Origin of the sequence: Paraburkholderia sp. 31.1 (assembly GCF_014397645.1) — a bacterium.
Lineage (GTDB): Bacteria > Pseudomonadota > Gammaproteobacteria > Burkholderiales > Burkholderiaceae > Paraburkholderia > Paraburkholderia tuberum.
The window spans coordinates 65030-78063 of record NZ_VZQN01000031.1; the positions used below are offsets into that span (position 1 = coordinate 65030).

The window sequence follows — 13034 nt, forward strand, 5'->3', positions numbered from 1 at the left end:
CTGTAAGGAAGGCCACCAAAGCGCGCCAGCGAAGCGCGTCAATGCACGAGCCGATTGCGCAGCGCGTCGACCGTCGCCGTGGAAAGACCGAGGCCTTGCGTCAGGTAGCTCGCCATCGTGCCGTAGCTCGCCTGCACCTGGTCGAAGCCCGCCTGCAGATAATTCTCGTCGACGTCGAGCAACGGCGCTCTCGCCGTCGCGATGGCCGCGCCTTCCTGCGCGCGCAGCGTGGTGGTTTGCGCGGCGATCGATGGCGCGAGATAGACGTTGCTGAGCAGGTAGTCCTGCATGATCACGTCGAGCGGAACGTTGGCGATGCTGAGCAGCAGCGCCGCGACCCAGCCCGCGCGATCCTTGCCCGCGTTCGAGTGGAATAGCTGCGCGCCCGTGCCGTCGGCGAGCGCGCCGAGCAGCGCGCCATAGGCGGCTCGCTGCGGGCCGCCCGTCACATACGCGCGCGCCTGCGCCTGCATGAACGCGACGGCGTCGACGGGAGAATCGACCGGGGGCGCGACGAAGTCGTTCATGCCGAGCACGTTCAGCGTCGAGGATGTCGCGCCGCTCGGCAGCACGTCGGCGGTGCGTGCGATTTCGGCGGGCGTGCGCAGGTCGTAGACCGACACGATACCGAGCTTGTCGAGCGTCGCCGTGTCGGTGCCGCTCAGCGTCAGCGCGTTCGCGCGATAGAACACGCCGCGCCGCATCTGTTTGCCGTCGACGGTCAGATAGCCGGCACCCGCGCCGCCGACATCGCGGAAGTTGCTGACCGACACGAGCCGCGGCGTAGCCGGCTGATCGGCTTCGAGACTACCGCCGCAGGCGGACAGCAGCGTGCTGCCGAAACCCGCGGCCAGCATCACACCGGCCGAGCCCCTCAGAAAGCGTCGCCGCGCCGCCGACGCTTCGCCGGGCATGCCGCGCTCCACGGGCACGATCGTGCTCGCAAGGGCGCGGAAAGGCGAACGGTTTTTCGCGGTAACGGACATCGGGGGCGACAGGTGTATAGGAGGATTGCGTGGGGCAGCCGGGGCTGCAGACGCAGTTTAACGTTGACCAGAAAGTTTTGCGTTACATCGTAGCGGTTAGTAAGAAAAAAGAGGGACGGTTGGCCCACTGATTTCCGTTCCCTTGCGGCGCCTTATCGGCCGTTACCGCGCGCACACCCTTTTTGACCCCAACTGGCCTCACGACGCCGCATCCCCGTAGAATACTGACACCCTCCCATCCGGCCCCCGCGGGCACAAGAAACCTGGAGACCACAACAAAACATGTCTTCTCTCCAATGGTTCACCGAGCTGACCCCGCGCGAGCGTCGCACGCTATTCGCCGGTTTCGGCGGATACGCGGTCGACGCGTTCGACTTCATGATCTACTCGTTCCTCATCCCGACGCTGATCGCGACGTGGGGCATGAGCAAAAGCGAAGCAGGCATGATCGCCACCAGCTCGCTGATTTCGTCGGCGATCGGCGGCTGGCTCGCCGGCATTCTTGCCGATCGCCACGGCCGCATCCGTGTATTGCAATGGACGATCGCCACCTTCGCGATCTTCACGTTCCTGTCTGGCTTCACGCAGTCGTTCTGGCAGTTGCTCGCCACGCGTACGCTGCAGGGCATCGGCTTCGGCGGTGAGTGGTCGGTCGTGACGATCATGATGGCCGAGACGATCCGCTCGCCACAGCATCGCGCAAAGGCGGTCGGCACCGTGCAGAGCAGTTGGTCGTTCGGCTGGGCGGCCGCGGCGATCGTCTACTGGGCGGCTTTCGCGCTGCTGCCCGAGCAGTACGCGTGGCGCGCGTGTTTCTGGGTTGGCCTGCTGCCCGCCGCATGGATCATCTACATCCGCCGCAACGTCAGCGACCCCGACATCTTTGTCGCGACGCGTCGCGCGCGCGAAAGCGGCATCAACACGTCGCACTTCATGCAGATCTTCTCGGCCGCGTATCTGAAGACAACTGTGCTCGGCAGCGCGCTGTGCACCGGCATGCTCGGCGGCTACTACGCGATCACGACGTGGCTGCCCACCTATCTGAAGACGGAGCGCCATCTGTCGGTGTTCAATACGAGCGGCTATCTGATCGTGCTGATCGTCGGTTCGTTCGCCGGCTATATCGTCGGCGCGATTCTGTGCGACAGGATCGGCCGGCGCGCGTCGTTCGTGCTGTTCGCGGTCGGCTCGTTCGTGCTCGGCATGGTCTACACGATGCTGCCGATCACCGACACGATGATGCTCGCGCTCGGCTTTCCGCTCGGCATCGTCGTGCAGGGGATTTTCGCGGGCATCGGCGCGTATCTGTCGGAGCTGTATCCGAACGAGATTCGCGGTTCGGGACAAGGCTTCTGCTACAACCTCGGGCGCGGGCTCGGCTCGTTCTTTCCGATACTCGTCGGCACCTTCGCGCAGACGATGACGCTCGTGAAGGCGATGGGCATCGTCGCGGGCTCGGGGTATCTGCTCGTGATCGTCGCCGCGTTGTGCCTGCCGGAAACGAAGGGTAAGGTGCTCGGGGCGGCCGGCTCCGCCGCTTGAGATCGTCTGACACCGCAGTTCCACAATCATGAAAACGATCGTACTCGGCGGCGGCGTCATCGGCGTCGCCACTGCTTTTTATCTGTGCCAGCAAGGCTGCGACGTGACGGTGATCGAGCGTGAACCCGACGTCGCCCTGTCCACGAGTTTCGGCAACGCCGGCGTGATCGCGCCGGGCTACGTGACGCCATGGGCCGCGCCCGGCATGCCGGCGAAAATCCTCAAGTACCTGTTCAAGCCGGCCTCGCCGCTGATCTTCCGGCCGACGCTCGATCCGGCCCAATGGCGCTGGATCGCGCGCTGGCTGCGCGAGTGCGACCTCGACCGCTTTCGCGTGAACAAACAGCGTATGCAGCGCATCGCGTACTACAGCCGCGCTTGCCTGCACGAATTTCGCGGCCGTCATCCGTTCGACTACGGCCGCAGCCAGGGCTATCTGCAACTGTTTCGCAGCGAGTACGACGTCGAACTCGCGCAGCCGGCGCTCGCGGTGCTGCGCGATGCGGGCATCGTGCATCGGGAAGTCAGCGCCGCGCAGTGCGCGGAGATCGAGCCCGGTCTGCGCTGGGCGCGTCAGGCGCCGTTCTCGGGCCTCTATCTGCCCGACGACGAAGCCGGCGACTGCGCGCGCTTCACCCGCGAACTGCGCGCGATCTGCGAGCGCAATGGCGTGAGCTTTCGCTTCGACACGCGCGTCACGTCGCTCGATGTCGAGGGAGCGACGGTGCTCGGCGTGCATATTCAAAGCGAGCAGGGCGCGCAGACGCTGCCGGCCGACGCGGTGGTCGTCGCGCTCGGCGTCGATAGCGCGGCGCTGCTCGCGCCGCTCGGCGTGAAGGTGCCGCTCTATCCGGTGAAGGGCTATTCGGCCACGCTGCCTGTGACCGACGAGGAAAAAGCGCCACGGGCGGCACTGATGGACGAATCGCTGAAGACGGCGATCACGCGCTTCGGCAACAACCTGCGCATCGCGGGTACGGCGGAGCTCGGCAATCGCCAGACGACGTTGCGCGAGCAGGCGCTGCAAACGCTGCTCACGGTGCTGCGCGACTGGTTTCCGCACGCGGCCAATCCGACTTCCGCGCACTTCTGGGTCGGCCGCCGGCCGATGACGCCCGATGGCGCGCCGCTGCTCGGCCCGTGCAACATCGACAACTTATGGCTGAACCTCGGGCACGGCTCGACGGGCTGGGCGATGTCGATGGGCTCGGCGCGCGTGGTCGCGGATCTGATCGCACAGCGCAAACCGGAGATCGATCTCGACGGTCTGACGCTCGCGCGCTATCGCCAATGAGGCGGACATAACGCACCGCGACGAGGCAAAAGAAAACCGGGCTGCCCCTTTCAGGCGAGCCCGGTTTCTTTTTTACTGCATTGCTTTCCCGCTACAGGTGCCCTTCATGGGGCGCCTTGTCGTCTCCATGTCTTCCTGCAAATCGTGGCCGGCGCGCGCGGCCTGGAACGCCAGGCACGCACACCGGCTGAAGACGCTTAACGCGGCAGTTCCGAATGCCCCATCAGGAACGCATCGACCGAACGTGCGCACTGACGGCCTTCGCGAATCGCCCACACCACGAGCGACTGGCCACGGCGCATGTCGCCTGCCGTGAACACCTTGTTCACCGACGTGTAGTACGCCTTGTCGCCCTCGGTCGTGGCGCGCACGTTGCCGCGCGCATCCTTGTCGACGCCGAACGCTTCGAGCACCGGCGACACCGGCTGCGTGAAGCCCATCGCGAGCAGCACGAAGTCGGCCTTCATTTCGAATTCGGAGTTCGGCACTTCGACCATCTTGCCGTCCTTCCATTCGACGCGCGCGGCGATCAGCTTCTCGACCTTGCCGTTCTTGCCTTCGAGACGCTTGGTCGCGACCGCCCAGTCGCGCTCGCAGCCTTCCTCATGCGACGACGACGTGCGCAGCTTGATCGGCCAGTACGGCCATACGAGCGGCTTGTTCTCTTCTTCCGGCGGCTGCGGCAGCAGCTCGAACTGCGTGACGCTCTTCGCGCCGTGACGGTTCGACGTGCCCACGCAGTCGGAACCGGTATCGCCGCCGCCGATCACGACGACGTGCTTGCCCTTCGCGACGAGCTGGTTCGGCACTTTGTCGCCGGCGTTGACCTTGTTCTGCTGCGGCAGGAATTCCATCGCGTAGTACACGCCTTCGAGCTCGCGGCCCGGCACCGGCAGATCGCGCGGCATTTCGGAACCACCGGCGATCACGACCGCGTCGAACTGTTCGTTCAGCTCGGCCGGCGTGATGGTTTCCTTCGCGGTGTTGCCGATGTGCGCCGGCAGCGAGTCAGGCTTGCCGATGAACACGTTGGTGCGGAACGTCACGCCTTCGCCTTCCATCTGGCGCATGCGGCGGTCGATCTGCCACTTCTCCAGTTTGAAGTCGGGGATGCCATAACGCAGCAGGCCGCCGATCCGGTCGTTCTTCTCGAACACGGTCACGTCATGACCGGCACGCGCGAGCTGCTGCGCGGCCGCGAGACCCGCGGGGCCCGAGCCGACCACGGCGACCTTCTTGCCGGTCTTGTGCTTCGGCGTTTGCGGCGCGACCCAGCCTTCGGTCCAGGCTTTGTCGATGATCGCGTGCTCGATCGACTTGATGCCGACCGGGTCGTCGTTGATGCCGAGCGTGCACGCCGCTTCGCACGGTGCCGGGCAGATGCGGCCCGTGAACTCGGGGAAGTTGTTGGTCGAATGCAGCACTTCGATCGCGTTCTTCCAGTCCTGACGAAACACCAGGTCGTTGAAGTCCGGGATGATGTTGTTGACCGGGCAGCCGCTGTTGCAGAACGGAATGCCGCAGTCCATGCAACGCGCGCCTTGGATCTTCGCTTCGTCGTCGGTCAGTGCCGCGACGAATTCCTTGTAGTGCTTCACACGCGTGAGCGGAGCCTCGTACGTCTCGTGGCGACGTTCGAACTCGAGAAAACCGGTTGCCTTGCCCATGTGGTTCTCTTCTCTATCTGTATCTAGGGGGTAATCTGGACCCGCCACGCGTCGATTGGTCGGAACGCGGCGGGTACGTCTAAAGTTGACTTCCGTGAAGGCAGCTCAGGCGGCGAGCACTTCGCTGTTCGCCTTCTTCGCGGCGAGTTCGCCGAGCGCGCGCTTGTATTCGGTCGGGAACACCTTCACGAACTGACGGCGTGCCGCGTCCCAGTTTTCGAGCAGCGCCTTCGCGCGCGGAGAGCCCGTGAACTGGAAGTGACGCTCGATGAACCCCTTGAGCAGCGCTTCGTCGGTCGTGCCGCGATGCCACACGCCCTGATCGACCGTGCGCTCCTGTTCGGCCTGTTGCAGCACCGGTTCGAGCGCGACCATCGACTTGTTGCACTTGCTCGCGAACATGCCGTCCGGATCGAACACGTACGCGATGCCGCCCGACATGCCGGCCGCGAAGTTACGGCCCGTCTCGCCGAGCACGACGACCGTGCCGCCCGTCATGTATTCGCAACCGTGGTCGCCCGTGCCTTCGACGACCGCCGTCGCGCCCGAGTTACGCACGCAGAAACGCTCGCCGGCCACGCCGCGGAAGAAGGCTTCGCCTTCGATCGCGCCGTACATCACCGTGTTGCCGCAGATGATGTTCTCTTCCGACTTGCCGCGGAAATCGTTGGTCGGACGGATGATGATGCGGCCGCCCGACAGGCCCTTGCCCACGTAGTCGTTGCCGTCGCCGACCAGATCCAGCGTGATGCCCTTCGCGAGGAACGCGCCGAAGCTCTGACCCGCGGTGCCCTTCAACTGGATGTGGATCGCGTCGTCCGCGAGTCCTTCGTGGCCGTACTTCTTCGCGATCGTGCCCGACAGCATCGCGCCGACCGTGCGGTTCACGTTGCGCACCGGCTGGATGAACGACACGTGCTCGCCTTTCTCGATCGCGGCCTTCGCCTTCTCGATCAGCGTGTGGTCGAGCGCGCGGTCGAGGCCGTGATCCTGCACGTCGACGTGCTTGCGCGCGACTTCAGCCGGCACTTGCGGCTGGTAGAACACACGCGAGAAGTCGAGGCCCTTCGCCTTCCAGTGCTCGATACCCTTCTTCGTGTCGAGCAGTTCCGCGCGACCGATCAGGTCGTCGAACTTGCGGATACCGAGTTGCGCCATGATTTCGCGCGCCTCTTCCGCAATGAAGAAGAAGAAGTTCACGACGTGTTCCGGCTGGCCCTGGAACTTCGCGCGCAGCACCGGATCTTGCGTCGCGACGCCGACCGGGCACGTGTTCAGATGGCACTTGCGCATCATGATGCAGCCTTCGACGACGAGCGGCGCCGTCGCGAAGCCGAACTCGTCAGCGCCGAGCAGCGCGCCGATCACGACGTCGCGGCCGGTCTTCATCTGACCATCGGCCTGCACGCGGATACGGCCGCGCAGCCGGTTCAGCACCAGCGTCTGCTGCGTTTCGGCGAGACCCAGTTCCCACGGCGTGCCCGCATGCTTGATCGACGACAGCGGCGATGCACCCGTGCCGCCGTCATGACCGGCGATCACGACGTGGTCGGCCTTCGCCTTCGCGACACCCGCGGCAACCGTACCGACGCCCGACTCCGACACGAGCTTCACCGAGATGCTCGACGACGCGTTCACGTTCTTCAGATCGTGAATCAGCTGCGCCAGATCTTCGATCGAGTAGATGTCGTGGTGCGGCGGCGGCGAAATCAGGCCGACGCCCGGCACCGAGTAACGCAGCTTGCCGATGTAGTCCGACACCTTGTGACCCGGCAGCTGACCGCCTTCGCCCGGCTTCGCGCCCTGCGCCATCTTGATCTGGATCTGGTCGGCCGACACGAGGTACTCCGCCGTCACGCCGAAGCGGCCCGACGCGACCTGCTTGATGCGCGAGCGCAGCGAATCGCCTTCCTTCAACGCAATGTCGACGACCACTTCGTCGCCGATCACGGACTTCATCGTGTCGCCGTTCTTGACCGGAATGCCGCGCAGTTCGTTGCGGTAACGGTTTGCGTCTTCACCGCCTTCACCGGTGTTCGACTTTCCGCCGATGCGGTTCATCGCGACGGCGAGCGTGGCGTGCGCTTCGGTGCTGATCGAGCCCATCGACATCGCGCCGGTCGCGAAACGCTTGACGATTTCCTTCGCCGGTTCGACTTCGTCGAGCGGGATCGCCTTGGTCGGATCGAACTTGAACTCGAACAGGCCGCGGAAGGTCATGTGGCGCTTGGTCTGATCGTTGATCAGATGCGCGTATTCCTTGTACGTCTGGTACGAGTTGCTGCGCGCCGAGTGCTGCAGCTTGGCGATCGCATCCGGCGTCCACATGTGTTCTTCGCCGCGCACGCGGTACGCGTACTCGCCGCCCGCGTCCAGCATGTTCGCGAGGACCGGGTTGTCGCCGAATGCTTCGCGATGCAAACGGATCGCTTCTTCCGCGACGTCGAACAGACCAATGCCGCCGACTTTCGACGACGTGCCGTGGAAGTACTTCGACACCAGATCCGCGGCAAGACCGACCGCTTCGAAAATCTGCGCGCCGGTGTACGACATGTAGGTCGAAATACCCATCTTCGACATGACCTTCTGCAGGCCCTTGCCGACTGCCTTCGTGAAGTTGTAGACCGCCTTCTCCGCCGACAGGTCGCCCTTCAGGCCGGCCGCGAGCTGGCTCAGCGTTTCCATCGCGAGGTACGGGTGCACGGCTTCCGCGCCATAGCCCGCGAGCAGCGCGAAGTGGTGCGTTTCACGCGCCGAACCGGTTTCGACGACGAGACCCGTACTCGTGCGCAGACCCTGCTGCACGAGGTGCGTGTGGATCGCGGCCGTAGCGAGCAGCGCCGGAATCGCGACGTTGTCGCGATCGGTCTTGCGGTCCGACACGATCAGCATGTTGTAGCCGGACTTGACCGCATCGACGGCTTCCGCGCACAGCGACGCAAGGCGTGCCTCGATGCCTTCCTTGCCCCAGGCGACCGGATAGCAGATGTTCAGTTCGTACGAGCTGAACTTGCCGCCCGTGTACTGATCGATCGCGCGGATCTTCGCGATGTCCTTGAAGTCGAGCACCGGCTGCGACACTTCGAGACGCATCGGCGGGTTGATATTGTTCGTGTCGAGCAGGTTCGGCTTCGGGCCGATGAACGACACGAGCGACATCACCATGTTTTCACGGATCGGATCGATCGGCGGGTTCGTGACCTGCGCGAACAACTGCTTGAAGTAGTGATAGAGCGTCTTGTTCTTGTTGGACATGACCGCGAGCGGCGAGTCGTTGCCCATCGAGCCGACGGCTTCCTCGCCCGCTTGCGCCATCGGCGCCATCAGGAACTTCAGGTCTTCCTGGGTGTAGCCGAACGCCTGCTGGCGATCCAGCAGCGCAGCAGCTTCGCGGCGTTCCGTCACGACGTCTTCGGCCTTCGCCTCGATCTCGTCGAGCTTGATGCGCACGGCGTCGATCCAGCTCTTGTACGGCTTGGCGTTCGCGAGGTTGTCCTTCAGTTCCTTGTCGTCGATGATGCGGCCGTGCTCCATGTCGATCAGGAACATCTTGCCCGGCTGCAGACGCCACTTCTTGACGATTTTCGACTCGGAAATAGGCAACGTGCCGGCTTCCGACGCCATGATGACGAGGTCGTCGTCGGTGACGATGTAGCGCGCCGGGCGCAGACCGTTACGGTCGAGCGTCGCGCCGATCTGGCGGCCGTCGGTGAACGCGATGGCGGCGGGGCCGTCCCACGGCTCCATCATGGCGGCGTGGTATTCGTAGAACGCGCGGCGATTTTCGTCCATCAGCGTGTGCTGTTCCCAGGCTTCCGGAATCATCATCATCATCGCGTGGACGAGCGGGTAGCCGGCCATCACCAGCAGTTCGAGACAGTTGTCGAACGATGCCGTATCCGATTGGCCCGGATAGATCAGCGGCCACAGCTTCGGCAGATCGTCGCCGAGTACGTGCGAGGCGATCGCGCCGGTACGCGCGTTCAGCCAGTTGACGTTGCCCTTCACCGTGTTGATTTCGCCGTTGTGGGCGATCATGCGGTACGGGTGAGCCAGTTCCCACGCCGGGAACGTGTTGGTCGAGAAGCGCTGGTGCACGAGTGCGAGCGCCGAGATGGTGCGGTCGTCCTGCAAGTCGCGGTAGTACACGCCGACCTGGCCCGCCAGCAGCAGACCCTTGTAGACGACCGTGCGCGCCGACATCGACGGCACGAAGTATTCCTTGCCGTGCTTGAGCTTCAGCGCCTGGATGCGATGGCTCGCGGTCTTGCGGATGATGTACAGCTTCCGCTCAAGCGCGTCGGTCACCATGATGTCCTTGCCGCGGCCGATAAAGATCTGGCGGATCAGCGGCTCGCTCGCCTTCACGGTCGGCGAGATCGGCATGGCGTGGTCGACCGGCACGTCGCGCCAGCCGAGCACGACCTGACCCTCGGCCTTCACCGTGCGCTCGAGCTCCTGTTCGCAGGCGATGCGCGACGCGTGCTCCTTCGGCAGGAAAATCATGCCGACGCCGTATTCGCCAGCCGGCGGCAGCGTCACGCCCTGCCGGGCCATCTCTTCGCGATAGAAGCCGTCCGGAATCTGGATCAGGATGCCCGCGCCGTCGCCCATCAGCGGATCGGCGCCGACGGCGCCCCGGTGATCGAGGTTCTCGAGAATCTTCAGGCCCTGCTGGATGATTTCGTGACTCTTGTGGCCCTTGATATGGGCGACGAAGCCGACGCCGCAGGCATCATGCTCGTTTTGCGGGTCGTACAGACCTTGGGCGGCGGGAACCGGGTGAATCGGTTGCTGGTGGTCGTTCATGGGGACACCGTCTGTGAGGAGGCCGGACAGGCCGTTAAACCATTGTGTTTTTGCCGCAGTGCGCTTCGCGATTACGACGGCGCTCTTTCTCGCAGCAAGACTGCGCGGGACGAAAAGCGTCGGAAATCGGAATATACGCGACGAATCAAGGAAATAGCAAATAAAACCTAATGATAGGACCCCGATTATCAACTTGGTGCAGTGCGGTTATTTTTTATTGGTGCCACATCAACTTGGGGCAAAAGAAAACGGCATCCGACGTGCCGTCTTCATGCAGTCCCTTGATGCAAATCGCTTTAATCCGATTTAAAGCGGCTCTATCGGCGCCGCCGGGGTATCGCCCTGCCGCCGCCTCACTGCGTATGCGGCGTCTCGCGCACCTTGCGTGGTCGGCCACGCGGTAGGGGTGACACACGTCGATTGGCGGCGCGCGCCGCCCATTCGCGGTACGTGTCGCTGCCGAGCACCCAGCCCTTCAACGTGGCTTGCTGGAGCTGACTTGCCTCGCGCTCGTCGAGCGGCTGCTCGCACAGTTCGCGATAAGCACGCTGTCGCTCGAACGGCGTATTGCCGAGCGACCAGTAAAGGGGGTGATCCGTGATCAGACTGTCGAGGGTGAGGCCGATGTGATGACGGTAGCTCGACCAGCGATAATCGTCGGCCGCGTTGACCAGCTGCAAGCGCACCGGACACATTTCCACGACCCGGCTCGCAAGCAGGAAGTAGCGTTCACCCTCGATCACGGTGGCCCGGTAACGGCCTTCCCACAAGGTGCCGCGACGCGCATAGCGCCGGTTGAAGTGCGCGACATAGCGCCGCCCGACGGCCTGCATCGCCTTGGGCAGGCTCGACTCCTCGGTGGGCGTGACGAGCAGTTGCACGGCGCCCGGCATCAAGGCGTAAGCGTGGATCGAAAGGTGATGGTCCCGGGAGGCCGCCTTCAGACAGTCGATGAAAAGCTCGTAGTCCTGGTCGTCGACGAAGGCGGGCTGCTGGTCGAGCCCGCGGAGGATGACGTGCTGCGGCTGGTCGGGGACATAAAGACGTGCAAGCCGTGCCATGCTGGAGTGTCCAATAGTCGCGTTGGTATATACCCGAAGGTCCGAAGAGCCGCATGGGCGCAAGGTTCGGCGCCATGCGGCCAAGCCAGAAACCACGCGGTGCTTAGGGAGAAAACTCTAACCGCCGCGTATGGTTTGTTTCAAACGTTGTAGTCATAATGAGCGGGCCTTTTTTGGAGGAGCACATATGAAATTAAAACAGGCCGTAACGGGGATGGCAGTGCTAGCCTGCATGAGCACGGCAGCGCACGCACAATCGGCCGGCACCATTTACTTCTCGACGGGCTGGTTCCATCTTGCGCCCCAATCGAGCAGCGACCCACTGACCGTGACCAGCATTGGCGGTAGCCCAACCAACATCACCGAAGCCAACACCGGCGCCTCGCTGAGTTCGGCCGATACCATCGGTTTCACCGCCGGCTACTTCGTCACCGACCATATCGCAACCGAATTCGTCATTGGCGTCCCCCCTACTTTCGATCTGTACGGCACGGGCAGCTTCGCGCAGTTCGGCAAGCTCGGGCAGGCCAAACAGTGGAGCCCGACGCTGCTGTTCAAGTACTACTTCAACGCGCCGACCGCTTCGTTCCGCCCGTATCTCGGTCTCGGTGTGAGCCGCATCTGGTTCACCGACGCACACATTTCCAACAGCGCATTCGTAGCCAACGTTCTGCATGGTCCGACCAGTGTGTCGACGGATAGTTCGTGGGAACCTGTGTTTAATGCGGGCTTCACGTACGCCTTCAATCAGCATTGGTTCGCCGGCGTGTCGATCTCGTACCTGCCGCTCAGCACGACCGCAAAGCTCAGTTCGGCATCGGCCACGCCGGTCGGCACGCTGACCGTGCAATCGCAAACCAAGATCAAGCTGAACCCGATCGTCACTTACGTCAACGTCGGTTACCGTTTCTAACGCTTCGCTAGAGCGGGTAGCTTGAATTAGGGTAGTCGAATTTTCGCGACCTGGGGAACGCCGTCATCGAACCGATCACGGCGTTTGCATTTGGCGTCTCTGTTGCATCGGCATGGCAGCGTCATCCGGCATCAGCGTTTGTAAATTTGACGCGAATTCGGCGCGTCCATGTGCAAAATCCGGCGACGATACGGGCACGCCCCATCCTGTCGTGAGCCGCACGCGTGCAGCGGTACCGGCGATGCAGCGCTTGGCATCGAAGTTGCGTTTAGATGGCGTTTCCTATGCGACGACGTGATACTGCGTCTGCGCATTGCGTGTCCGCGCGACGATGCGCGGGGCCTTTCAACTCATCGACGGAGCGACCATGACAGCACTTCCAAATACGCGAGACGCCCTCGGCGAATCCTGGACCAGCGCGAGTCGCCGCGCGCGGCGCATCGCTCGCCACAGCCGCCACGCGGCCGAAGACATCGCGGTCGAGTTGCGCACCCTGCTGTCGGAACTCGAATCGACCTTGGCCGACGGCACGCAGGCCGACGCCGTGGCCCTGCGCGGCAGGCTGCGCAAACAGTTGGACGCCGCGCGCGAGCGGCTGAACGACACGCGCGACGCGATGCGCGATCGTGCGGGCGTCGCGATCTCGGACGCCGATCACTACGTGCATGAAAATCCGTGGCAGACGATTGCGATCGTCGGCGGGCTTGCGCTGGTGCTGGGGGCGCTGTTCGCGTCCCGTTCGCGATGACGCTGGCTTGCCCG

At 63.7% G+C, this 13034-nt stretch carries 8 protein-coding genes; 4 read left to right on the plus strand and 4 right to left on the minus strand.

Annotation, left to right across the window (positions count from 1 at the left end; genetic code table 11):
• Window positions 1-38: 38 nt before the first annotated feature.
• On the minus strand, window positions 39-986 hold the full coding sequence (locus F6X37_RS23460) for a tyrosine-protein phosphatase (protein WP_410451411.1): 948 nt from the start codon (window positions 984-986) through the stop codon (window positions 39-41).
• A 282-nt stretch (window positions 987-1268) separates the two neighbouring features.
• On the opposite strand from F6X37_RS23460, the gene F6X37_RS23465 reads away from it, so the two are divergent.
• The gene (locus F6X37_RS23465) at window positions 1269-2528 is read left to right on the plus strand and encodes an MFS transporter (RefSeq protein WP_187612928.1); all 1260 of its coding nucleotides are present in this window, start codon (window positions 1269-1271) and stop codon (window positions 2526-2528) included.
• Window positions 2529-2556: 28 nt separating this feature from the next.
• The gene (locus F6X37_RS23470) at window positions 2557-3822 is read left to right on the plus strand and encodes a D-amino acid dehydrogenase (RefSeq protein ID WP_187612929.1); all 1266 of its coding nucleotides are present in this window, start codon (window positions 2557-2559) and stop codon (window positions 3820-3822) included.
• A gap of 197 nt (window positions 3823-4019) precedes the next feature.
• On the opposite strand, the gene F6X37_RS23475 is transcribed toward F6X37_RS23470, so the two are convergent.
• The 3 genes from F6X37_RS23475 to F6X37_RS23485 form a co-directional block, all read right to left on the minus strand.
• On the minus strand, window positions 4020-5489 hold the full coding sequence (locus F6X37_RS23475) for a glutamate synthase subunit beta (RefSeq protein ID WP_187612930.1): 1470 nt from the start codon (window positions 5487-5489) through the stop codon (window positions 4020-4022).
• 105 nt (window positions 5490-5594) lie between these two features.
• Window positions 5595-10298 (minus strand): glutamate synthase-related protein, encoded by a 4704-nt coding sequence (locus tag F6X37_RS23480; RefSeq protein ID WP_187612931.1) that lies wholly within the window; start codon window positions 10296-10298, stop codon window positions 5595-5597.
• 353 nt (window positions 10299-10651) lie between these two features.
• Window positions 10652-11359: a transposase gene (locus F6X37_RS23485; protein ID WP_187612932.1), complete on the minus strand. Its 708-nt coding sequence runs from the start codon at window positions 11357-11359 to the stop codon at window positions 10652-10654.
• 187 nt (window positions 11360-11546) lie between these two features.
• Between F6X37_RS23485 and F6X37_RS23490 the strand changes: the two genes are divergently transcribed.
• Together F6X37_RS23490 and F6X37_RS23495 are read left to right on the plus strand one after the other, a co-directional pair.
• On the plus strand, window positions 11547-12272 hold the full coding sequence (locus F6X37_RS23490) for an OmpW/AlkL family protein (RefSeq protein ID WP_187612933.1): 726 nt from the start codon (window positions 11547-11549) through the stop codon (window positions 12270-12272).
• Window positions 12273-12639: 367 nt separating this feature from the next.
• Window positions 12640-13020, plus strand: a complete 381-nt coding sequence (locus F6X37_RS23495; RefSeq protein ID WP_090802126.1) for a YqjD family protein — start codon at window positions 12640-12642, stop codon at window positions 13018-13020.
• The last annotated feature ends 14 nt before the right edge of the window (window positions 13021-13034 follow it).